At 32.2% G+C, this 26293-nt stretch carries 15 protein-coding genes; 13 read left to right on the top strand and 2 right to left on the bottom strand.

Going from position 1 to position 26293, the window contains the following annotated elements; genetic code table 11:
* Positions 1 to 238: 238 nt before the first annotated feature.
* The 13 genes from MC378_RS11775 (at position 239) to MC378_RS11715 (ending at position 24528) form a co-directional block, all read left to right on the top strand.
* Complete coding sequence (locus tag MC378_RS11775; protein WP_242178956.1) at positions 239 to 2527, top strand: T9SS type A sorting domain-containing protein; 2289 nt, start codon at positions 239 to 241, stop codon at positions 2525 to 2527.
* A 28-nt stretch (positions 2528 to 2555) separates the two neighbouring features.
* Positions 2556 to 4196 carry a T9SS type A sorting domain-containing protein gene (locus MC378_RS11770; RefSeq protein WP_242178955.1) on the top strand — a complete coding sequence of 547 codons (1641 nt, stop codon included), beginning with the start codon at positions 2556 to 2558 and terminating at the stop codon, positions 4194 to 4196.
* 110 nt (positions 4197 to 4306) lie between these two features.
* Complete coding sequence (locus tag MC378_RS11765) at positions 4307 to 6589, top strand: T9SS type A sorting domain-containing protein (RefSeq protein ID WP_242178954.1); 2283 nt, start codon at positions 4307 to 4309, stop codon at positions 6587 to 6589.
* Positions 6590 to 6605: 16 nt separating this feature from the next.
* Entirely contained in the window at positions 6606 to 7643 is a 1038-nt protein-coding gene (locus MC378_RS11760; RefSeq protein WP_242178953.1) for an alpha/beta hydrolase, read from the top strand.
* 6 nt (positions 7644 to 7649) lie between these two features.
* Complete coding sequence (locus MC378_RS11755; protein ID WP_242178952.1) at positions 7650 to 8477, top strand: polysaccharide lyase; 828 nt, start codon at positions 7650 to 7652, stop codon at positions 8475 to 8477.
* 10 nt (positions 8478 to 8487) lie between these two features.
* Complete coding sequence (locus MC378_RS11750) at positions 8488 to 9987, top strand: sialate O-acetylesterase (protein WP_242178951.1); 1500 nt, start codon at positions 8488 to 8490, stop codon at positions 9985 to 9987.
* A 69-nt stretch (positions 9988 to 10056) separates the two neighbouring features.
* Positions 10057 to 12438, top strand: a complete 2382-nt coding sequence (locus MC378_RS11745) for an alpha-L-rhamnosidase-related protein (protein ID WP_242178950.1) — start codon at positions 10057 to 10059, stop codon at positions 12436 to 12438.
* 21 nt (positions 12439 to 12459) lie between these two features.
* Positions 12460 to 14760 (top strand): GH36-type glycosyl hydrolase domain-containing protein, encoded by a 2301-nt coding sequence (locus MC378_RS11740; RefSeq protein ID WP_242178949.1) that lies wholly within the window; start codon positions 12460 to 12462, stop codon positions 14758 to 14760.
* A 4-nt stretch (positions 14761 to 14764) separates the two neighbouring features.
* Complete coding sequence (locus tag MC378_RS11735) at positions 14765 to 16420, top strand: MFS transporter (RefSeq protein ID WP_242178948.1); 1656 nt, start codon at positions 14765 to 14767, stop codon at positions 16418 to 16420.
* A gap of 14 nt (positions 16421 to 16434) precedes the next feature.
* Entirely contained in the window at positions 16435 to 17664 is a 1230-nt protein-coding gene (locus tag MC378_RS11730) for a glycoside hydrolase family 88 protein (protein WP_242178947.1), read from the top strand.
* Between the two features lie 278 nt (positions 17665 to 17942).
* Positions 17943 to 21116 (top strand): SusC/RagA family TonB-linked outer membrane protein, encoded by a 3174-nt coding sequence (locus MC378_RS11725; RefSeq protein WP_242178946.1) that lies wholly within the window; start codon positions 17943 to 17945, stop codon positions 21114 to 21116.
* Between the two features lie 3 nt (positions 21117 to 21119).
* Positions 21120 to 22784, top strand: coding sequence for a SusD/RagB family nutrient-binding outer membrane lipoprotein (locus MC378_RS11720; protein WP_242178945.1), 1665 nt, complete (start codon positions 21120 to 21122; stop codon positions 22782 to 22784).
* A gap of 16 nt (positions 22785 to 22800) precedes the next feature.
* Positions 22801 to 24528, top strand: coding sequence for a hypothetical protein (locus tag MC378_RS11715; protein ID WP_242178944.1), 1728 nt, complete (start codon positions 22801 to 22803; stop codon positions 24526 to 24528).
* Between the two features lie 89 nt (positions 24529 to 24617).
* Here MC378_RS11715 and MC378_RS11710 read toward each other — a convergent pair whose 3' ends face one another.
* Together MC378_RS11710 and MC378_RS11705 are read right to left on the bottom strand one after the other, a co-directional pair.
* Positions 24618 to 25580, bottom strand: coding sequence for an aldo/keto reductase (locus tag MC378_RS11710; protein ID WP_242178943.1), 963 nt, complete (start codon positions 25578 to 25580; stop codon positions 24618 to 24620).
* Positions 25577 to 26290, bottom strand: a complete 714-nt coding sequence (locus MC378_RS11705) for a creatininase family protein (RefSeq protein WP_242178942.1) — start codon at positions 26288 to 26290, stop codon at positions 25577 to 25579. The genes MC378_RS11710 and MC378_RS11705 overlap by 4 nt, the downstream gene beginning before the upstream one ends.
* Positions 26291 to 26293: the final 3 nt, after the last annotated feature.

Genomic DNA, 26293 nt, shown 5'->3' with positions numbered 1-26293 from the left:
AACTGTTTTATTTAAGAAATTAGATTAAAAAGTATTTCAGGTATTTATACTATCTGTTTATTTGTTTGTTTGATTTGACTTTTTGATGGTTTTTGTGCTTTAAAACTGAATAATTGTCAAACTTATATATGTATATTTGAGAATAGCACTTTTTATTTTTTAATAATTTCAAAAATATTTATTCCTAAAATATTCTTATAATATGTACAAAAAAACCTTTTCATGTCTATTTTTACTTATGGCATTTGTTCAATTAAATGGACAGAATAATTTAAATTTAGATGCATCGGCAAGCCCAAGATTTACCGTAACAGATAAAGTATGGCCTGCAAATGTAGGAGAGGCAGATGTTTGCCTTTGGAATGACGATAAATTGGCAGCTTTTACCGTAACTATAGATGATAATAATGAACAAGATATTCCCTTCTGGAAATCTATGATTACCAAATATGGTTTTCATTTTACTTGGTTCGTGATCAATCAAGCAGATTCTCAATACAATGTTCAAGACTGGAGTCTTTTTAATGACTTAGCAAATATGGGAAGTCAAATTGATGGGCATGATGATCGAAACTGGTACAATAATCCTACTGGAGGAGAAACAAATCCAACAGATGCAGATTACTTAGCAAGATTACAGGCAACAAAAACTAAGATAAATACGGAGGTTACATCTGGAAATAATAACAACTTAACCTATGCTTATCCATTTGGAGAAGGAAACGAAACTGAAGCTAGAAAAGTTTTTATAGGAATCAGAGGAACAAATGGTATTTTAAATCAAGCAAATTCAGTTAATTATTTAGATGTAAATAGTGTTTCTAATCCTCATATCTATGGGAATGATACAGATAGAGATAAGTATATTTTACCAATTTTAGATAAGGTAAGTAAACTTTATGGAGTTAATTATTATAGAGGTTGGGCAAGTACACATTTTCATGGTTTAGATGCTGCTCAAGAAACATTAGCAGATGAATTTTTACAATATTTAGCAGACAAACCAGATATATGGGTTGCTGGTTTTACTGAAGTTACTCAATATTCTCAATCTTTTGCAACTCATAACTTAACAGTTGATAGTGTTTCTGGTACAGAAATAAAATTTACGCTTACTGATGATATGTTAAATACAGCATTCTATTTTCCTTTATCTGTGAAAATTAGAATTGATAACAGTTGGTCTACGGTTTCAGCAATTCAAAACGGAGTAGCTGTTGATACACAAATAATAACAAATAATGGTAACAGGTATGCAATTGTAAAAGCAGTGCCGGATTTAGGTCAAGTTACTGTAACGGGCATTGTAGATGCAGACCCGGCAATAATTAATCCAACTATAGGGAATCAAGCAATGATAGAAGAAGCTACATTGCAAATAGATTTTTCTGCTAGCACAACGGGTTCAGATGCCATTACTTTTACTGTTTCTAATTTGCCAAGCTTTGGAGTCTTCACCGATAATGGAGATAATTCAGGAAAAATTGTTTTTTCACCGGCGATTGCTGATGCAGGAGATTATCAAAATATTGCAATCATAGCAGACAATGGAAGAAGTGTCTCTTCACAATCATTTCAACTAACTGTTAGTCCTAATTCTGGAGGTGAACCTACTACAGAATATACCATCAACCCAACAGGGGATGGAATTATTTCTGATGTTGCTAATTTAGCAGAAGGAAATACAAATCCTTGGTTAAGTGGAAATGATGTAGATGGAACAAAAGTATTAAAGTTAGGACAAAGTGCATCAACAGGTGCTCCTTATACTACCAATGCAATACTTCCATTTCAACTACCTGTTCGTCCTGCAGGAAAATTAGTAACTTCTGCAAATCTAAAAATAAATGTTGCGTATTTAAGACATTGGGTTTCTTCGGATATTGATCTATATGGGTTGCCATATAGTACATCAAACACAATATCTCCAAGTAATTTTTACGATGGAACTTTCTCAGATCCAGAAAGTACAGTTACGGGTATTCAAGATGCATATTTTGTAAGAGATGTAAGCGGTGCAGAACCAACAGGTACAGAGATATTAACAGATAGAGAAGTAAATTCTAACTCTAATGGAGATACAGCTTTGGCTGCTTATATTAATGCACAATATGATGCAGGTGCAGTTGCAGGAGATTATATTTTTTTAAGATTAAGCATAGATGCAACCTCAGGTTCAACGGGCTCTCATTATTACGGTATAAGTGATGAATCTACAGCAGAAGCTCCTGTTTTAACTCTAGAAATAGAAAATGTTTTAGGAGTTGATTCATATGATTTATCAGAGATGAAGCTTTCTCCAAATCCTGTAAAAGATGGTCAATTAACAATTTTATCAGATGATATAGAACTTAATAACGTTAATGTTGCCATTTATACTTTAACTGGGAGTTTAGTGCATAAAGAAATGATTGCAAACAACTCAGATAAAAGGTATAACTTAAGTATTCATCTAAAACCGGGTATTTATATTGTTAAACTAACCAATGGAAAAAAAATAAAAACACAAAAATTAATAGTCCAGTAAAATAAACAAATCCTTAAAACAAATAATTATGATAACAAAATTACTTAAATCATTATTAATCATTTTATTTAGTGTGTCTTCATACATGATGCAAGCACAAACAACAACCTATAATGTAACCCCAGAAATTGTTACAGATCAAGCTTATCATGTAGATGGAATTGTTTCTGATATAACGAATGTTCCTGCAAACAATCCATATTTAAATGGAAATCCAGTAGGTGGAATCAACTCTCTAAAAGTAGGAGCAAGTGCAGCAAATGGAGATCCATACACAACAAGTGCGATCATTCCTTTTAAATTACCAAATAGACCAGCAGGTAAATTAGTAACTGCTGCAAACTTAAAAGTACATGTAAATTATGGGAGACAATGGATCACGTCAAATGTAGATTTATATGGTCTTAAATACAATGCTGCGAGTACAATCGATCCTGCAGATCATTTTGATGCTGCTTATCCAGATACAACAACTGATGTTACTCCAATAGAAGATGATTATTTTGCGAAAAATGCTGCCGCAGGTTCTTTTGATACCGCTCGTTTTGAAGAAACAAGTGCTACAGGAGACGCTGCATTAGTAGCTTATATAAATGCTCAATACGATGCAGGAGCAGTGGCTGGAGATTACATCTTCTTAAGATTAAATGTAGATGATCCTGCAACAACAGGAGCGCATTACTTTGGAATTAGTGATGGTTCTACTGCAAATGCACCAACATTAACTATAGAGGTTGAAGATGCTGCCGTAACTCCAACTACAGATTATGACCTAGTACCAGAAATTGTTACAGATCAAGCTTATCATGTAGATGGAATTGTTTCGGATATAACGAATGTACCTGCAAACAATCCATATTTAAATGGAAATCCAGTAGGAGGAATCAACTCTCTAAAAGTAGGAGCAAGTGCTGCAAATGGAGATCCTTTTACAACAAGTGCGATCATACCTTTTAAATTACCAAATAGACCAGCAGGTAAATTAGTAACTGCTGCAAACTTAAAAGTACATGTAAATTATGGGAGACAATGGATCACGTCAAATGTAGATTTATATGGTCTTAAATACAATGCTGCGAGTACAATCGATCCTGCAGATCATTTTGATGCTGCTTATCCAGATACAACAACTGATGTTACTCCAATAGAAGATGATTATTTTGCGAAAAATGCTGCCGCAGGTTCTTTTGATACCGCTCGTTTTGAAGAAACAAGTGCTACAGGAGACGCTGCATTAGTAGCTTATATAAATGCTCAATACGATGCAGGAGCAGTAGCTGGAGATTACATCTTCTTAAGATTAAATGTAGATGATCCTGCAACAACAGGAGCGCATTATTTTGGAATTAGTGATGGTTCTACTGCAAATGCACCAACATTATCTATTTCAATAGAAAATGTTTTAGATGTTAAAAGTTTTGAAAAATCAACTTTAGGTTTGTATCCAAACCCTCTTAAAAATGGAAGATTAAATGTTTCTTTAAATGGTTTTAGTGATAATGCAAAATTAAATATCTTTTCTGTAATTGGTCAATTAGTTCATTCAGAAAAAATTAGTGTAAACTCAAACAATACTTTTAGTACAACATTAAATTTAAAATCGGGTTTATATATTGTAAAAGTAGAAGATGGAACAACTACTAAAACACAAAAATTAATTGTAGAATAGCAATAAAATAAAAACTTAAAAAACGAGGAGATCAATTTCTCCTCGTTTTTTAATTTAGAAATTAATCAGTAGTACTAAACATATTTTGATCTCTTTTTTAATCACTATTTATGAAATTGAAACTTTTTTATACGCTTCTTTTTAGTTTAAATGTTCTTTTTGCAATTCAAGCGCAAACAACTTATTATTGCGATCCTGTTAATGGAAATAATTCAAATAATGGATCACAAGCAAGCCCTTTTTCTTCATTTGGAAGTGTAAATTGGGCATCAGTTGGTTTACAAGATAATGATATTGTTTATTTATTAGACGGTCTGCATGGTGAAGGATATATAGGAAATCTAACATTTTCTACAAATTTGCTTATAAAATCTTTCAATCCGCAGCAAGCCGTTTTAACAAAAATTCAGATAAATAATAGCAATCATATTACTTTTGAAAATATTAAATTTGATGCTAGTACAGGTTCCTTTTCTAAAGAAGAACCTATTGTTGTTGGGAACAATAATACAAACTATATTACTTTTAATAATTGTTTAATTCAGTCAGCGAATAACGCATCTACTTGGACAAAAACGGATTGGTATAATAATTCGGCAAGTGGTGTTCAGTTTAGAGGAGGAAATATAACTTTAAATAATAATACTTTTTTAAACTTATATCACGCAGTAGAACTAAGAGGAGATAATACACTAATGCAAAACAATCTTATTGAAAATTTTGCTGGTGATGCAATACGTGGTTTGGGGTCAAACAGTACTTACGAACACAATATTATAAAAAATTGTTTTATTGAAGATTATGCGATAAATCATGATGATGCTTTTCAAGCTTATAAATTATCAGGAGATCATATAATTAGTAATGTGATTTTTAGATACAATAAGATAAACATTTTCGAAAATCCTTCACAATTTGTAATCGATAACAATTTAATTGGCGATTCTATGCAAGCTGTTATCATTACAGATGGTTCTGCAGAGGGGTGGATTATTGAAAATAATTTAATTATAAATAATCATTATCACGGAATATCTCTTTACGGAGCTCAAAATTGTAGAATACAAAACAATACCGTTGTTCAAAGTCCTCTTTACACAGATACAGATCAGATTCCAAGAATTTTTATAGATGATCAAGATAAGACCGGGCAAATCCGTGCAAATATGAATAATATTATTAGAAATAATATATGTGCTCAGTATACACCTTGGACTTATGATGCAACTTCAGTTGTAGAAAACAATATAGACATCAACCAAAATGATTTTGCTAATTATTCTAATCATTTTTTAGATTATTCTAATAATGATTTTCATTTAAAAGCATCTAGTCCTTCTGTAGACTTTGGTGCAAATACAAATGCAACAAATGTGGATTTAGATGGGAATAATAGAATTTATAACAATAACATTATAGATGCGGGTTGTTATGAATTTCAAGGGAATTCAGAAGCTACAGCAGAAGATACCTATGGAATTAATCCTTCTGGAGACGGTATTGTATCAAAACCAGAGAGTTATACGGGTACCAATCCATGGTTATCGGGTAATGGAACAGGTTCTCCATCAGAATTAACCTTAAAAATTGGAGGAAGTGCCGCAAATGGAAATGGTGTTACTACCAGTGCTATTTTACCTTTTCAATTACCAGAAAGACCTGCAGGGAAAGAAGTTGTGGAAGCAAATTTAAAAGTTAATGTTCATTATGTAAGAGAATGGATTGACTCTAATATAGATTTATATGGATTACCATATAGTGCAAATAACACTTTAAATCCTTTGAATCATTATGATGATGTTTATACAAGCTCACACGATTCTGATGTTGCCATCCAAAATGATTATATAACTAGAATAGAAAATACAGGAACGGCTCATACTCCAGATAGAGAAGTCTTAAGTTCTTCTGAAGGTCAAACGGCTTTAGTAAATTATATCAATGCTCAATATGATGCTGGTGCAGTTGCGGGAGATTATATTTTTTTAAGATTAAATATAGATACTCCTATCAATCAAAGTTCACCAACTTCTATGCCAACTGCTGCCGCTCATTATTATGGCATTAGCGATGAATCTACAGGAGTAAATGCGCCTTTGTTGACAATTAAAATATCAGAATCTTTATCGGTTATAAATGAAATAGATAATGAACAATTGTTAATTTATCCTAACCCTACAAATGACGGTAAAATTATAATTAAAGGAAATTTGGTGCAGCAAAAAACCATTCTTGAAATTTATTCTTTAACTGGTCAATTAGTTTTTAAAGAAGAGGTACAAGCATTGGAATCAAAAGAGATAAGTATTTTACTTCATTTAAATTCTGGTATTTATGTATTGAAATTATCAAATAAATCTGGAACTCATACACAAAAGTTAATTATAAAATAAAAGTAAAATAGTTCAAATGATTTGTATTGTATTAAGTCTTTTTACTTCCTCTAAAAAAAAAGAAAAAAGTACAGTTGTTGATACTCAAAAGAGTATTCCAATTCCTGTAACAATTTCAAAAGAAGCTATGGCAATGTTGGGTAGTTTTTCTCTTGAAAATAGAGAGGAGAGCGCAAACTTGCCAAAAGACAACGCACCTATTAAGCTTTGGGAAAAAAAACAAGAGGAAGCTAAATTAGCCGCAGAAAAATCAATACCTAAAATCTTAGAAATTTACAAGCCAATTATTGATACTATTTTTCTAGGAAATGTTAGAGCAATTGATGTAAAACCTCAAAATTACCGAGAATCTGATCAAGTAATTATTTATATTCATGGTGGTGGATTTGTGTTTTATCCTGCCGATGTAACCTTATTATCTAGTATTCCTTTAGCAGATGCTACAGGATTAAGAATCATTACAATTGATTATACACTTGCACCACAAGCAAAATTTAATCAAGTTTTAGAGGAGGTTATTCAAGCATATAAAAGTATATTAAAAGAATACAAAGCAAAAAACATTGCTATTTATGGCGATTCTGCTGGAGGTTCAATTGCTGCAGGTGCTATTTTAAAAATGAGAGATTTACGAATAGACTTACCAAGTGTTGTTGTACTTTGGTCACCTTGGTCAGATGTAGATGAAATAGGCGATACTTATTTTACATTAAAGAAGTCAGATCCAAATTTGGTTTATAAGAATTTTTTAGAAAACTGTGCAGAAGCTTATGCGCCAAGAAATGAGTGGAAAAATCCTTATGTTTCTCCTGTTTATGGTGATTATTCTAAAGATTTCCCTCCTACTTTAATTCAAGTGGGTAGTAAAGAAATATTTTTAAGCAATTCAATAAGAATGTATCGTCAATTAAAAGAAAATAATAAAGAAGTAGAATTAGATGTTTACGAGGGTATGTGGCATGTATGGCAGGGGAATTATGATATTCCAGAATCTAAAATGGCTGTTAAAAACACAAAAAACTTTATATTTAAACACATTGGTAAATCAAAATAGAAATTTATGAAAAAAGGAATTTTATATCTTTTAATAGTTAATGGTTTTATTTTTAATTCTTATGCTCAAACTAGTGTAAAAGTTGATGAAATTAAAACTCAAAAAACATTTTTAGAGTTAAATTTTGATACTTCTGAAAAAGGAAAATATACGAAACTAGATTTAGTAAAAGAAGCTGGAGAAATCCGTTGGTCTTTATTTGAAAATAGAGCAAATATTGTTGCTGATCCAGAAGAAAAAAAAGGAAATGTTTTAAAAGTTGATTATCCAAAAGGAACTGTTGGACCACAAACAAACGGTGTGCAGTTTATAAAAACCTTACCAGCTTCTAATGAATATTATTTAGATTATTATCTTTATTTTGAAGAAGGTTTCGATTTTAGACAAGGGGGGAAATTACCCGGATTAACTAGTGGTGGTTCTACCTATACTGGCGGACATCATCCTGATAATGGAGAAGGTTGGAGTGCGCGTTATATGTGGGTTAAAAAAGGAGAAGCAATTGTCTATTTTTATTATGTAGATATGAAATCAAAATATGGGGATGCTGTAAAATTGGGTGTTCATTTTAAAACAGGAAAATGGTATCGTTTAACTCAAAGAATTAAATTAAATGAAGACAACTTATCAAACGGTATTATGCAAGTTTGGGTCGATGGAAAACAAGTTGTCAACAATACAAATGTTAGATATCGTTTATGGGGTAAAGGTGAAATAGATTCGTTCTATTTTTCAACTTTTCACGGAGGAGCAACAGAAGATTGGTCGCCAAAAAACGATTCGTCTGCCTTGTTTGATGCTATAAAAGTAACCAAATCTAAGCCTGATTTTTAATTGTAAAATCATGAATATTAAAAAATTATATTTTCTTGTTTTTTTGCTTTTTCCTTTGCTTTTTTCATGTACGAAAGAGAACTTAAAGGTTGATGCTGTTTTTTCTGATCATATGGTTTTGCAAAGAAATCATAAAATTCCTGTTTGGGGTACGGTTAAACCGAATACAAAAATACAAGCCGTTTTTAACGGCGAAACGCTTACGACAACTTCAAATGGAAATGGAATTTGGAAAGTATATTTTGAGGCACAAAAAGCTGGCGGGCCTTTTCAATTAGAGGTGTCATCAGGTAATCAAACAATTAAATTTAAAGATATTTTAGTAGGCGAAGTTTGGTTAGCTTCAGGACAATCTAACATGCATTTAGATTTAAAACGAACGTTAAATGGCGAAGAGGTAGCCCAAAAAGCTAACAATGCAAATATTAGAATTTATAATATGAGACCTACATATCCAACGGGTAAAGAGGGGGTTCATACCTTAAAAGAGTTAGATAAAATTCAGAATAACAACTATTTCAATACCAAAGGTTGGGTAAAAGTAACTCCAGAAAATGTATTGTATTTCTCGGCTGTTGCCTATTATTTTGCAGAAAAATTACAAGGAAAATTAAACATTCCAATCGGTATTATTCATAATGCGGTTCCTGGATCTCCAATAGAATCTTGGTTGTCTAAAAAAGTTATTGAGGAAGATTCCGAAATAACAAATTTCGTTAAAGAACGTTGGGCAGATAAAGACAATGAAAAAGATGCAATGATTACAGTTGCGAAAAATCAAATTTCTTTAAGTAAAAATGAAAAACAAAAGCATCCGTGGATGCCAAGTTATAATTACGAAAACGGAATATTACCATTAAAAAATGTACCGTTTAAAGGTGTTATTTGGTATCAAGGAGAATCTAATGCAGAGCGTCCTAAGTTGTACCAAAAGATGTTTCAAAAAATGGTTACTTTGTGGCGTTCAGATTTTAATTCAAATTTCCCTTTTTATTACACACAACTTACAAGTCGTGAAGATAGAGCTGCCTGGTCTGAATTTAGAAATGCACAAAGAGAATCATTAAATGAAGTGCCAAATACTAAAATGATTGTTATAACAGATGTAGGGGATAAACAAGATACTCACGCAAAAAATAAGCAACCCGTTGGAGAAAGATTGGCTTTATTGGCCTTAGGAGATACTTACCATACAGTTACAGACTATGAAAGTCCGATGTTTGATACGATTACATTTTCTCAAAACACCTATTTCCTTAATTTTAAAGGAGAATTTAGTAGTTTAAAAACAAAGGAATCAAGAAAAATTGTTGGTTTTGAAATCAGTTATGATAATATCAATTTTCAAAAATTTGAACCAATAATACAAGGTAAATTATTAAAGTTTACAATGTCTGAAAAACATCAAAAACCAATATACATCCGATATGCTTGGAAACCATATACAGAGGCAAACTTAATATCTAACAAAGGGCTGCCAGTTTCTACTTTTCGAATAAAAATTGAATAATTCTAATAAATCTAATAAATCTAATTTTCTATTTTAAAGTTTTACTTTAAGATAAATTGTATATAAAATATGAGTACACCAGAATCAAAAGTTACAGTCAATGGATCCGGAAAGGATATTGATTTACTTAAATATTCATGGAAAGCCCAATGGATTACACATCCAACAGAATCAACACTTGATTATGGAGTTTTTCTTTTTCGTCATGTATTTAGTCTTAAAAAGGAGGTAGATGAATTTAATGTTTTTGTTTCTGCAGACAATCGTTATCGTCTTTTTGTAAATGGAGAGCGAGTTTGTTATGGGCCTTCTATTGGCGATACACAACATCAGCGTTATGAAACCATAGATATTTCTCATCAGTTAAAAGTTGGTGAAAATGTGATTGCTGCTGAGGTCGTAAATTTTGGTGAATACAGAAGTGTTTCTCAGGTTACATACCAAACAGGATTTATTTTTCAAGCAGATAGAGATTTAGATATTGATGTCAATACTGGAAGTGCAGATTGGAGAGTCATTAAAAATCACGCTTTTTCTCCAGTCAATATTACAAGTGAAATGATGAATGCCTATTACGCTGCGGGACCTTGTGATAGGATTGATGATTCAAAATATCCTTGGGGATGGAGTCAATTAAACTTTAACGATAAAAATTGGTTAAAACCAAAAAGTACAACTACCGAGTTTGCGGTAGGGAGAGGTTTTTTATATGGAGGAGCTTGGCACTTAGTGCCTAGAACAATTCCTTTTATGGAAGAAAAAACAGAACAGTTTTCTGAAATTATTAGGGTAGAAGGAATTGAAAAAAATGAAGGGTTTTTAAGAAATAAGGCTTCTGTAATTCCTGCAAATTCTAAAGTAAAAATCCTTATTGATCAATCATATCATACTACAGGTTATCCAGAATTAACGTACAGTAAAGGGAAAAATAGTGAAATAAAAATTACATACGCTGAAGCACTGTTACAAGATGTGAGTCCTAATGAAAATGTTTCTGATGGAAACTTAAATCTTGTCGATTTAAAAGGGAATAGAAATGATTTTGAAGGAAAATCGATTTTTGGTTATTATGATATTTTATTACCTGATGGTGGAGAAAATCGATTCTTTAAACCATTATCAAGAAGAACCTACCGTTTTATTGAATTAGAAATTTCTACAAAAGAGGAAGCATTGGTTCTTGAGAATTATCAGGGTGTTTTTACAGGATATCCGTTTAAAGAAAAAGCAAAAGTAGAAACTGGCAATGCAACCCTTGATAAAATATGGGATGCGGCTTGGAAAACCTTGCGAAACTCTGCAGATGAAATGTATTACGATTCTTACTATGAAAATTTACAATACATAGGTGATACAAAAATTGCCTCTCTAATTTCTATCTATGTTTCTGGAGACGATCGGTTGATGCGAAAAGCAATTCAACAATTTGATGATTCGCGTTTGTCAGAAGGATTGACACAGAGTCGCTATCCCTCCAATATTGTTCAAATTATACCGCCTTTTTCTTTGATTTGGGTTGATATGATTTATGATTATTTTATGTATCGAAACGACCCTGAATTTTTACGTCAGTTTATTCCAGGAATTAAATCGGTGATCGATTGGTTTGCTATAAGAGTGGATAAAACAGGAATGCTTACCAATTTAAAATGGTGGAATTTTACCGATTGGACGATCGATTTTCCTAGTGGAATTCCGCAAGGAGCAGATGATGGATATTCCGCAAATATTGCGCTTCAATTTGTGAAAACATTAGAAAATGCACAGGCTGTATTCAGTTATTTTGATTTAGAATATGAAGTAAAAAACTATCAAACATTATCTAATAAAATTAAAAAGGCTGTTTTAGAAAAATGTTTTGATGCTAAAAAAGGACTGATAGCAGAAACCCCAGATAAAACCGAGTTTTCTCAGCACACTAATATTCTAGGAATTTTAACCGATACTTTTAAAGTAAATGTGCAAGAGGAGGTAATGCATAAAATTTTGGGAGACGATACGCTTTTTCAAGCAACCATTTATTTTAAGTTTTATCTATTCAGAGCCTTACAAAAAGTAGGTTTGGGAGATAAATATTTTGATTTATTAGATTCATGGAAAGGAATGATTGATAATGGAATGACGACCTATGGAGAAACGGATATCAATCCGCGTTCTGAATGTCATGCGTGGAGTTCTAGCCCTAATTTTGATTATCTACATACGGTTGCAGGAATTTATCCACGTGAACACTCTTTCAAATCAGTAATTATTGCGCCAAATTTAGGAAAGTTGAATAGGCTAAAAGCAGAGTTTCCACATCCACAAGGAATGATCAAAGTGAACTATGTAAAAAAAGAGGATTCTATAGAAGCTGAAATATTACTTCCTGAAGGATTAAAAGGAGAGTTTCAATGGAAAGGGAAATCCAAAGTTTTATCAGCTGGAAAGCAAAAATTTTCGGTTAACTAAAAAGAATTTAGAAATATAATTATGAAATACGGTAATTTTAATAATAACGGACTTGAATATAAAATAACAAATCCACAGCCACCAAGAGATTGGTTTAATATGTTGTGGAATCCTCAATATTTAGCAAGTGTAGGTCAAAATTTGAATGGTTTTTCGTTATATCAAAATGAAGCAGGTGTATTGACAAATCTTTTTGGAAAACAAGACGATCGTAGTGCTCCTAGAAACATATACGTAAGAGATAACGAAACAAAAGAGGTTTGGTCAGTGGCTCCAAAACCTACAAGAGTAAAATTGGATGCATATAGCTGTACGCATGGTTTGGGTTATACAACTCTAGAAAGTAAAAAGAACGGAATTAAAACCACTTTTCAACTATTTGTTCCTCGTAAAGAGGCTGGTGAAATATGGTCGGTTACTGTTACAAATGAATCTGGAAGAAAACGCGATATTTCTGTCTTTAGTGTCGCAAAAGTAATCTTGGACGGTGTGAGTTTGACCTATGGTTATAACTCAGCTGTAGATGGATATCACGACAAAGGAAAACAACGTTTGTTTTTTAGAAATAGATCGGTAAGTGTCATGACAGAAAAATATCGTGCGTTTACATATACAGATGTTCCTTATGATCATTTTGATATTAGCAAAGAGGTTTTTTTAGGACACAACCTTAGTTTTCAAATGCCAGAATGTATTGCCAATGGGCAGTTAAATGATAGCGATGCTTCTACAGAATATATGGTGTCTGCACTACAACACAATTTAAGTTTAGAAGCGGGTGCAGAACAGCGTATCAATTTTGTCATGGGAATTGTGTTTGATGAAGAGGAAGCAGATGAATTTACAGCCTTATATGCCAATAGTTCTCTTATTGATGAAGAATTGGAAGCAATCAAAAAACAAAATATTGCAAGGTTAGGGTTGACAGAAATTAATACTCCTGATGCCGATTTTAATAATGTTTTTAATGTTTGGATGAAGCATCAATTGTATTTGATGGCTGATTGGGCAAGATTTTATTTTAAAGGTTATAGAGATACCCTTCAAGATGCAGCAGGTGTTGCTGTGATAAATCCTGATAGAGCTTTGCCTATGTTAGAAAAAGCACTAGAGAATCAAAAAAATAATGGATTCTGTCCTAGAGCTTTTAGAGTATCTTCAATGGAAGTTGCAGCAGCAGATAAACATTATTCAGATTCTCCAAGTTGGATCAGTCATGCTACGTATTCAATCCTTCGTGAAACCGGAGATTTATCGTTACTAGACAGAATAGTTGCTTATGCTGATAGTGGCGAAGATACGATTTGGGATCACAATTTAAAAGCGCTTGATTTTCTTTGGAATGACAGAGGAGAACGTGGTTTGGCACTAATAAGACATGGCGATTGGAATGATTTGATGGACAGAGTTGGGGCTGAAGGAAAAGGAGAAGGTGTTTGGATGAGTATTGCCTTGGCAAAAGCACTTAAAGTTGTAGAAGAAATTGCAGGTTGGAAAGGGGATACAAAAATAGAAAATCAGTGTGCTGAGCGTTATGAAGAGATTAAGAAAAATATTTTAGCACACGGTTGGGATGAAGATCATTTTATTTATGCGTTTACAGATGCTGGCAATAAAGTTGGAGACAATGCTTCCGAAGAAGGGCAAGTATTTATCAATCCGCAATCTTGGGCTGTATTAGCAGGGATTATTGATGCAAAAAAGTATGAGGAAATCATGAAAAAAATAGAGCCCATGGTAGACACGCCTGTTGGGCCTGTTCATAATTGGCCGCCTTTTACAAAATACAATAAAGATATTGGTTCCATTACTGGGATTCCTCAAGGTAATTTCACCAATGGAAATGTATATTGTCATGCAGCTTCATTTAAAATTGCAGCAGATTATGCTGCTGGAAGAAATGACAAAGCTTTTGAAACCTTTAAAAATATTTTACCTTCAGAAGAAAAATCAGAACCTTATGCACAACCTAATAGTTATGTAGGCCCTTCTGCATTAAGGAAAGAAAGAAATGTTTCTGATGACCCTTGGAGAACAGGAACTGTTGCTTGGAATATGTTAAATTGTTTTGATAATCTATTAGGGTTTAAAAGAGAATTTAAAGGAGTAACAATCAATCCACAAATACCATCTCATTGGAATAATTTATCATATAAAAGATTCTTTAGAGGCACTTTATTTAAAATGAATATTTCAAGAGGCACTACTCAAAAAGTAGTGGTTGATGGAGTAACACAAGAAAGTTCATTTATTGAAGTTCCTAAAAATGGTTTAACTAAAAAAGAAGTTACAATAGATTTTCAAATAGGAAAAAACAACTAAAATTATGAGTTCAGAACAACAAAACATCGATTTTAAAGAAAACATTTCAATAAAAGAGAAGATAGGGTTTAGTTTAGGTGATACCGCTTCAAATTTGGTATGGCAAACATTAATGATTTTTCAGTTGTATTTTTATACAGATATTTTTGGATTACCTCCAGCGGTAGTTGGAACGATGTTCTTGATTACAAAAATATGGGATTCCATAAACGATCCTATAATGGGGCTAATTGCAGATCGTACAAATAGCAAATGGGGTAAGTTTCGTCCTTATATTTTATGGCTTGCTTTGCCGTTTGCCTTGTTTGGTGTATTAGCTTTTACAACTCCAGATTTAGGTCTTACAGGGAAAATTATATACGCTTATATAACCTATACGTTAATGATGATGGTGTATACGGCAATTAATATACCATACTCTGCACTGATGGGAGTTATTTCTGCAAGCCCTTCTCAACGTGCTAGTTTTTCACAATACAGATTTATGTTTGCGTTTACAGGAGGATTAATTGTTCAAGCTTTAACATTGCCTTTGGTAAATACGATTGGAGTAGACAATACGGATGTTTTTTCTGCTGAATTAATCAATAATGAAATTATTTTAACTGAAAACGGAATAGGAGCATCAAAGTTAGTTTTAAATGCAGATCTTGTTGATCAAGAAGAGCCTTTAACTAAAAATATTACAGTAGCTATTTATAGAGAAAGTCAAAAAGATGAAATAGATACTGCTACAGACATTTTATATCTTAAAGAAGGTTTTGGAACTCATGCTTTAAAGCCTGAACAGTATTTTGATAAAGCTATTTCGTCCACACAATTATCTGTACAAGTTATTAATGAAGCGAAAGGGTTTCAAGGTACAATGATCGTTTTTGGTATCATGGCAATCATTATGTTTTTAACCACTTTTTATTCTACAAAAGAGCGAGTTTCTCCTCCAAAAGAACAAAAAACAAATATTAAAAGTGATTTTAAAGATTTGGTAAGTAACAAGCCTTGGGTAGTGCTATTATTTGTTGGAATTATAAGTTTAGCTTATGTAGCCATCCGTTATGGGTCCATTATGTATTATTTCAAATATTATATTGAAGATGAATCTTTGGTAAGTGCTTTCTTGGTTTCTGGAACCATTGTAACAATTATTTCAATTTCATTTACAGAGAAACTTTGTAATAGATTCGGAAAAAAGAAAGTAGTAATTGTATCTCAATTGATTACAGGCTTTTTCACTGCCATGTTTTTCTTTGTTGATAAATCTAATATTACAATGATATTTGCTCTTAATATAATTGTAAGTTTAGCTTCTGGTCCACCAGCACCTATTTTATTTGCTATGTATACAGATACGGCAAGTTATTCTGAATGGAAAAACAATAGACGTGCTACTGGTTTAATTATGTCTGCTTCAACAATGGCACAAAAATTTGGACTTACAATTGGGGCTGCACTTGCTGGTTGGATATTGGCATTTTACGGATTTAAGGCAAATTCAACACAAACAGCTGATGCGGCTTATGGTATTCTTTTGATGGTGAGTTTGATTCCTGCAGCAGGTAGTTTTATTGTGGCTGGTATCATGAGTTTTTATCAATTAGATAACAAAACGATGGATAAAATTGAAGGCGATTTAAAGGCTAGGAGAGAATTATCAAAATAATAAAATGTATAAATATGGTCTCAAAAATAAAATTAATTGTAACCTTTCTATTAATCACAACACTATCCTCTTGTAAAAAAGAAGATATAAAAAAGGAAAATAACGTAGAAACAAAACAAGAGCTCATAAAAAGGGTGTTTAATTTAGCAGAAAACCAATATCGTTTTTTAATAAAAAAAATTGATACTATAAGCCCGTTATTACAGCCAAGAAGTCTAAACAAAGATGGGACTTTAAGAATGGCGTATAAACAAGATTGGACCAGTGGTTTTTTTCCAGGTTCTCTTTGGTATTTGTTTGAACATACTCAAGATAAAAAATGGAAAACAGAAGCAGAAAAATTTACAGAAGCTTTAGATTCTGCTCAATTTGTAAAATGGAATCATGATGTAGGTTTTATGATTCAAAATTCATTTGGACAAGGTTACCGTTTAACAGGAAATGAAACTTATAAACAAGCTGTTATTGATGCCGCAAAATCTTTAAGCACACGTTACAGACCTATTGCAAAAGTAATTCAATCTTGGGATACAGATGCCCCTTGGATTCAGGGAAAAGGATTGGATATGCCCATAATTATTGATAATATGATGAATTTAAATTTGTTATATCAAGCATCAAAACACAGTGCAGATACTACTTTTTTAAACATTGCAAATTCACACGCTATAACCACAATCAAAAATCAATACAGAAAAGATTATAGTTGTTATCACATTATTGATTACGATCATATCACAGGTAAAGTTCGTAAAAAAGTAAATTTTCAAGGTTTTGCTGATGAATCTTCTTGGGCTCATGGACAAGCTTGGGGTTTGTATGGGTACACAGAAGCATATAAAGAAACAGGGAAAAAAGAATTTTTAGAACAAGCAAAACACATTGCTTCTTTTATTATGACTAACAAAAAAATTCCTAATGATAATATTCCATATTGGGATTATGATGCTGAAAGCAAAGAAGTAATTCCAAGAGATGCCTCGGCTGCAGCTATTGTAGCTTCGGCTTTAATCGATTTACAAAAATTTGACCCCGTAAATAAAAAACAATATTTAGAATACTCCGAAATAATTATAAGGAACCTTTCTTCTGGAAAATATTTAGCAAAGGAAGGTGAAAATGGTGGTTTTATTTTAAAACACTCTGTTGGTAATTTTCATGAAAATAATGAAAATGATGCTCCTTTAAATTATGCCGACTACTATTTTTTAGAAGCACTAATTAAATGGGATGCTATTAAATAATCAAAATGACATTTATTTGATAAAAAAAATATAGATATTGTATTTCTTATCTGTTTTTTTTGTTAATATATAAATTTATACTATCTGCTTAAACCTTTGTAAGTTTTGTCTTTTTCTTAACTTTAGTAGGGTTTCATACCAATATTCAAACATGTTTTTATATATATTTGAGGATATTAATTAACAATAATTTAGCAAAACAATTTTTTTTTAAGTTAACTCTCTCCATTTATTAAGAACTTATAATTAATTGTATAAACTTTAAATTCATTTTTTGTATGGGAATAAAAAATTTTAAATTCATTGTATTTTTTGGGCTCTTATTAGTTGCTAGTGTAACTAATTTACAAGCTCAAGAAATTAAAATAACAGGTAATGTTACTTCATCTGAAGATGAACAGCCTATTCTAGGAGTATCAGTTACAATTTCAGGAACAACAAAAGGAACAACAACTGATTTTGACGGTAATTATTCAATTGTAGCAAATAAAGGAGATGTTCTTTCATTTAGCTATATTGGTTATATCGATAAAAAAGTTACAGTAGCCGATAAGAATGTTATAAACGTAAAGTTGCTTGAATCGGTAGAGCAGCTTAAAGAAATTGTTGTAACAGCCTTAGGGATTTCTCGTAAAGAACAATCTTTAGGATATGCCATTTCTAAAGTAGACGGAAAAGAATTAGCAGAAATTAAAAGTATCAATGCTGTAAATTCATTGTCAGGGAAAGTTGCAGGAGTAGATATTGCACAACCTAATACTGGTGCAGGAGGTTCTTCTAAAGTTATCATTCGTGGTAATACGAAGTTTAATGGCTCTAATCAGCCTTTGTATGTAATTGACGGAATACCAATGGACAATGGTACTTTTGGTCAAGCAGGACAGTATGGAGGACAAGATTTAGGGGACGGAATCTCTTCTATAAATTCAGATGATATTGAAACTATGTCGGTGTTAAAAGGACCTGCAGCTTCTGCACTTTATGGTTCAAGAGGAAGTAATGGTGTTATATTAATTACAACGAAATCTTTTAAAGAAAATCAAAAATCAAAATTTAATATAGACTTCTCTACCAATGTGACATTCGATCAAGTGGTCGGAGAATATGACGATGTGCAACATGTTTATGGTCAGGGAATAAAAACACCTCCCAAAGATATTGGGGATGCTACAGGAATGTGGAGTTGGGGTGGAAAAATGGATCCGGATTTAGAATTTATTTCTTTTGATGGAACAGTAAGAGATTATGGTCTTAAAAATGACCATATTAATTCTTTTTTTAGAACAGGATTTACAATTCAAAATACACTGGCATTTTCTGGAGGAAACCAAGGTGCAAACTTTAGATTTTCTGCTTCTGATGTAAGTATGGATGATATTGTACCTAATAGTGGTTTGCATAGAAATAATTTCACATTAAAAGGGTCTATGAAAATGTGGGATAAATTAAGTATAGATGCAAAAATAAATTACACTATAGAAGATGTAGATAATAGGCCTTATTTAGGTTTTTCTGGTGCAAATACGGCTTTAGCTCTTTTAGGCTTGCCTGGGAATTTTGATCAAGAATGGTTAAAAGATAGTACTGTAGATGCAAACGGAGATTATATATTTTGGAATTCTTCAACAAGAATTATCAATCCTTATTTTTCTTTATATAATATGAAAAATGAATCTAAAAAGAATAGATTAATAGGTTATGTGTCTTTAAATTATAAAATGACGGATTGGTTAGATCTTAAATTTAAATCGGGTATAGATACTTTTACTTACGATTATTATAACTTTTCACCAAGAACAACTCCACTTGCAGAGTGGGGTGAAATGAGACAAATTGATTCTAAAACTACAGAAACCAATACAGAGTTTTTAATTTCTGCAAATAAAGAATTAAATGATAATTGGTCAATTGGTGCTAGTATCGGAGGAAATATTATGAGTTTCGAAAATGAAACTACAACCATACTTGGTAAAAATCAAGGGTCAGAAGATTTGATTTCTATAAATAATTATAATGATTTTGTGGTAGGAAGAGATAATCCTAGAAAAGAAGTACGATCTTTTTATGGTTTTGCGAATATTGGTTATAAAGATTATTTATTTGTAGATGTTACTGGAAGGCAAGATTGGTCTTCAACTTTAAAAATAGGGAATAATAGTTATTTTTATCCTTCTGTAACTGGAGCCGTAGTTTTAACTAAAGCTATAAAAAGCTTAAAAAGTAAAAACTTACCTTATTTAAAACTAAGAACCTCTTATGCAGAGGTAGGAGGAGATACAAGTCCTTATGCCAACAATTCATACTTCGATTACCCATATTCTTCTAACGGAACTAATTTTTCTACCGTAAATGAAAATACTTACTATACCAATATAAATCCTTCGAGAACAAAAGGTTATGAGTTTGGTATAGATGCAAAACTTTTTAACTGGAGAGTAGGATTAGATATTACACATTATAATCAAACTACTTTTAATGAGATTATGAATATTCCTATTTCAAATTCTAACGGTTTTGAAACAGCTAGTATAAATGCTGGTGAAATCAATAATAAAGGATGGGAAGTAATGGTAAACATTGTACCCGTAAAAACAGAAGATATACGCTGGGATTTAACATTTAATTTTGCGAAAAATGAAAACAAAATTGTAAAATTACATAAAGATGCTAAAAGACAAACTATAGCTACAGCAGATTGGATTAGTTCTTTAATAACAGCTGATGAAGGTGGTTCTTACGGAGACATTGTAGGATATGACTTTAAACGTACTGCTGATGGAACACCAATAATTGGCGCAAACGGATTGCCGCTTCGATCTGACGAACAAGTTTCATTAGGAAATGGACAATATAAATTTACCGGAGGTATTACAAATACTTTAAAATACAAAGGATTTCAGTTAAGAGCTCTAATTCAAATAAAATCGGGAGCAGATATATTATCTATGACCAATCAAAAACTATATCAACAAGGTGCACATATTGGTACTTTAGAAGGAAGAGAAGAATGGGCACTATCAGAAGCAGCAAGAGAAGATGCAGGTGTGCTTCCTAGTAACTGGGTTGCAACAGGTGGATACTTAGCTAATGGTGTAATTGAAGATGTTGTTAATGGTGGATACAAAGCTAACGATGTTTATGTAGATCCTAGAGATTATTGGGGTAATGTAGCAAATGCTCATATTATCAAACCTTTTATTTATGATGCTTCTTACATCAAATTAAGAGAAGTTTCTCTTTCTTATACCTTAGATGATGTAGCAATGAAAAAAATTAAGTTTTTAAAAGGATTAACTTTCTCTATTATTGGAAGAAATTTATGGCTTATTCATTCCAATGTGCCTAATATAGATCCTGAATCTACTTATAGTATTAGCAACGGACAAGGTTATGAATATGGTTCTTTACCACAAAGAAGAAGTTACGGATTTAACTTAACTGCAAAATTTTAAAAAATGAAGAAAAGAATATATATAATGGCATTGTTTGTGTTTTTAATGACACTTACTCAAAGCTGTGACGATTTTAAAGATTTAAATGTTGATCCTACTACTTCAACAACAGCAAACCCAAAAACATTAATCTCAAAAGTACAAACTAGTTACTCTGGAGATAGAGAAACTCAATGGCGTTCTTTAGCTGCATATCACATGTCTATCACACAGATGATTTCTGATGGATGGACAGTCTCTCACGGACAAGCATATAAGTTAGATATAAGTTATATGGAGTACATGTGGAAAAGTTCTTATCGTGAAATAAATGATTTAATTTTAGCCATACAAGAAGCAGAAAAAACTCCAGAACTTGTAAATTATGTTGCAGTTGCTAGAATTTTAAAAGTGATGATTTTTGCTCAGCTAACAGATTCTTATGGTAATATTCCATATTTTGAAGCTGGTGCTCAGGCAGATTCAGACAATTTACACCCAGCTTATGATAAGCAAGAAGATATTTATAACGATTTCTTTAAAGAATTAAAAGAAGCTTCAGCTCAATTAAATAGCTCAATGCCTTTAGAAGGAGATCTAATTTACAGTGGAAACGTAGACAAATGGAGAAAGTTTGCAAATTCACTAAGATTAAGATATGCAATGAGATTGGTAAATGTAAACGAATCGAAAGCACAATCAGAAGCATTGCTAGCAATTAGCGCAGGTGTAATGAGTAGTGTTGATGATGCTGCCACAGTGATACATGGGAATTTTAATGTTAGTACAAGTGGTGCAAATGAAATTAGAGGAAATGGTTTTTCACAAGTTCAAAATTTTTCTGAAGAAATAATTGTAGCCTGTGAAACTTATGTTTCTTATTTAAGAGACAATAACGATCCAAGATTGTCAATGATGTTTGGAATGTATGCAGCTTATCAAGAAGATGCTACGTCTAGATACAATTCAAAATCTTCAACAGATACAAGTTTAGAAATAACAGATGAATATTTAGCAAAATATGGTGCTATCGAAGGATATGCTCCTGGTTACTTTTTATGGGAAGCTCCTCAAGGTGCACCCTCAGATATTTGGTCGCCACGTTTTGTAGAAAAAAATGGTAAAATTGTGCAAATAGATAAGTATTTTAAATCACTTCAAATTAGAAGAAACTTAACAAGAATTGATCTACCATCTATATATCAATCTTATTCTGAAGTAGAACTTTGGTTGGCTGAAGTAGCCCAAAGAGGATGGTCTAATTTTGGGGGAGATGCAAAAACTCATTATAAAAATGCCATTTTTGCCAACGTTGATGAACTTGTACAAGTATTAGGAGCAGAACCTAATTTGAATTTGAATACAGATGTTTATGCAGAAAATTTATGGAACAATACTCCAAATAAAATGGAAGCAATAAACATGCAACATTATGTAAATAACTTTTTCAACGGAATAGAAGGTTTTGCTAATTGGAGAAGATCTGGTTTTCCTAAATTAAAACCAACTACAAACAATGCTTATACAGACCAATCTTTAAATGGTTTAATTCCAAGAAAATTACCATATCCTAATACAGAAATGAATTTCAATAGAGATAATCTTGAACCTAATTTAGACAATGGAGTTAATTTTTGGGGAGCACCAGTTTGGTGGGATAATAGTTTAACCAGAGGAGTAGATTTGTAAGAATAAAATAAACATTATGAAAATAAATAAATATATAACAAGTGTTTTAGGTATTTTAATACTCTTTATTGCTTCTTGTGATGAAGAACAATTAAGTAATCCTACATTATCAGATTCAGACTTAAAAGTTTATTTCTGGGGAGAAGGTGATAACGTATCGGGTATTGCTTGGGAAGGATATGATGTCCTTATAGGAGAATCATTAACGATAAAATTACAAGTATCTCCTAAAGAAGATACAAAAGTTAAATGGGTAGATGATGCTACCGGTGAAGTACTTAGTGAAAGCTTAGAGTTTACTTATGCTCCTACTAGAGAAGAATCCAAAAAAGTTAATTTTATTGCAACAAGACCATCTGGTTATGAGAAAATAATCGTATTTAACTTTAGAGGAAATATAGATGGGTATACCAGTAAAATTAACGATTGGCAATCGGTATTAATTCCTCAAGGGAATCAAACAGGAAATTTTACAGTAGAGTTTGATATGATTCCTAGTAAAGATATTATGGATGGAATTGTAGGTGTTTTAGACGGAATTGCAACTACGTATTCAGATAACTCTTGTATTGTTAGATTAGCACCATCAGGAAAAATAGATGCTTATAATGATACGGGTTATGCCGCTAACAATGATTTAACTTACCATGCAGGTCTAACATATCATGTAAAAATGGATGTAGATGCTGTGAACATGTCATATGATATCTATGCGAATGAACAGGGGGGAAGTGTGGTAGAAATTGGAAGGGATTTTAAATTTAGAAGAAAGATTACACATTTAGATTATTGGTCTATGGTGGCAGGGAATTTTAATTTAACTGATCCTGGTACTCATAGGGTTTTAAACATGCAAATTACAACGCATTCTCAAAATCAAGCTCCTGTTTTTATAGCTGTAGAAGATGTATTGATGCCAGAAGGAACAGAGCTAGAAGTAGAAATAGAAGCAATAGATCCTTTAGGAGGAAATATTGTCTTAGAAGCTAATAACTTGCCTCGTTTTGCAGATTTTGTTGATAACGGTTTTGGTAAAGGAACCATAACCTTTAAGCCTTATGCTAATTGTGGAGGTTGTGATTTAGGTTTATTTGATATTAATATTGTTGCAACCAATAGCCTAGAATCTACTGATTTGAATTTTAAAGTTGAAGTAGTAGATCCTAATGCTGCTTTTGATGTAAATGTAGATTTAGGGGATGCTACAATTTGGAGTGGCGGTTCTGTTGATCCAACTTGGACTCAGTTATTTGGAGGACATGTTGATGCAGGTATTGGAGGAGATGACCAGGTTGTTGGTGTAATGCCATTTGCTTTACCTACGATTCCTGCGGGGAAAAAAATTAAATCTGCAGTGTTAAAAGTAAATGTAATTGCTAATAACTCTTGGGTTCCTGTCGAATATGATGTATATGCGCTTACTGCTCGTGCAACTTCAGAAGTGTTTGCTACAGATTTCTTTTTGGGAGACTTTGATACAGATGCCAATGCAACAGGAGTTAGTCAAGGTTTTATTAAAAATGGAGACCCTCTTGGTGAATACGTAATGGATGATTCTTCGGGTGAAGCCTTAGCAACCTTTATGAACAATCAATATGCTAATGGGGCAAATACTGGCGAATTTATTTTTCTTAGAATAAATGCTAATAGAAGTGATATGCCTCTTTGGGCTCACTTACAATATGATAGTGGAGAAGTTGCTGCAACGGCTCCTATATTAACAGTTACTTTAGAAGATATTTAGAATAAATAGAACTTTTAATTATCAAACTAAAAAACCTCAAAATATTTTATTTTGAGGTTTTTTTTTATAAAAATTTTAAAATGATATTTTTAAGCGGCTTCAAAATCTTTTTTTAATAATTCTTTTGCTAAAGTTAATTCTGCTTCCGTAAAAGGTTTTGCATCTGATGCAGAAATAGCTCCTTTTAACTCGTTAATATTTTTAGCTCCAGACAATACTGTTGAAACTCCTTTTTGATCTAAAACCCATCGTAAAGCTGCTTGTGGCATATTTGTAACATCATCTCTAAGTAAAAATTTAAAAGCTTCTACTTGGTCAACTCGTTCGGCAATTTCTTCTCTACTATATCTTGCGTTTAGAGTACCTTCTGTAAAAACGGTATTTTTATCAATTGCTCCTGATAAAAAACCATTTGCTAAACATTCTCTTCCAAAAACGCCAATAGGATATTCTTGTAATTCTTCTATTAATTGTTGCGATTCTCTGTTCATTAAACTTAAAACTACTTGTACAATATCAATCTTGTCTTCTTTTGCCCATTGACGCGCCATATCTTTGGTTTGATGAAACATAGAAATAGAATGCCCTACAAAACGTACTTTTCCTTGCGCTTTTACTTGCTCTATTCCTCTCCAAACATCCTCACTAATTTCATCAGGAGAAAATGGTGAATGAAAGAAAAGAACATCAATATAATCGGTTTGTAATCGTTTTAAACTTTCGTTGACAGAATCCACTACTCTCGATTGATAAAATTGTGAAGCACCATTTTTAATCGTTGGATTTCTACCAAACTTTGTAGAAATATGCACTTTATCACGTTTCCCTTTTAAAGCTTTTCCTAATACAATTTCGGCAACTCCATCTTGTTCTGCTGTACCATATTGCGGAGCCGTATCAAAAATATTTACGCCCATATCAATACCAGCATGAATCGTATTAATTCCTTCTTTTTCTTCAACACCACCATAAACCTTGTTACCAAATGCCCAAGTGCCTAAACTAATTTCACTAATTTCTAGGCCGGTTCTTCCTAATTTTCTATACTTCATATATATATTTGAATTAATTCTTCTAATTTTATAGAAGCATTTTTTAAATATGTTTTTACTATTTTTTCGCCAAATTCTTTGGTTGCTAATCTTGGGTCTTTACCAGAAACGGCATCTAATTCTAAACAAATTTCTCTATCTTTTGGTAAAGAATCCAAATCTACAGTGGTAGGTGCATAATACAATTGCAAAGATGTTTCTCCAAGGGCAGAATGGTTGGCTACTAATAAGTCATCAGGCAAAATGTCAAATTCTGCAAATGCCCAAAAATAGTTGTCTGGATATTTTTTATTGAATTCTTTGGCAACACTTTTTAAGATGTTTTGGTGCGGTTCACCTGCATGTCCCGATAACAACACTATAATTTTAAAATCTTGCTGAACCAATTGTTCTAAATATTCTTCGCAAATATTTCGGATTAGTTTTTCTGAAAATTCAATAGAATGTTTAGGGAAATCAACACCTGGGTATGATTTAATTAAATTTGCAGCCAAATGAACTACAGGAAACACAAGTCCGCCTTTTTCTTTTGCTAAATCAATACATAAATTCAGAGCTTTAATACTATCTAGTCCTGTCGGATTGTGATTTCCATGATATTCAATGGCTCCCCAAGGCAAATAAGCAATCGGAGTTTTTTTTTGAATAGCTTCTATTTGTTGTGGACGCATTTGGTCATAAAGCCCCCAAATTTCATTTATATTTTTCATTTT

The sequence above is a fragment of the Polaribacter marinus genome, assembly GCF_022662535.1.
GTDB lineage: Bacteria > Bacteroidota > Bacteroidia > Flavobacteriales > Flavobacteriaceae > Polaribacter > Polaribacter marinus.
This window is presented reverse-complemented; position numbering and strand designations above follow the sequence as displayed.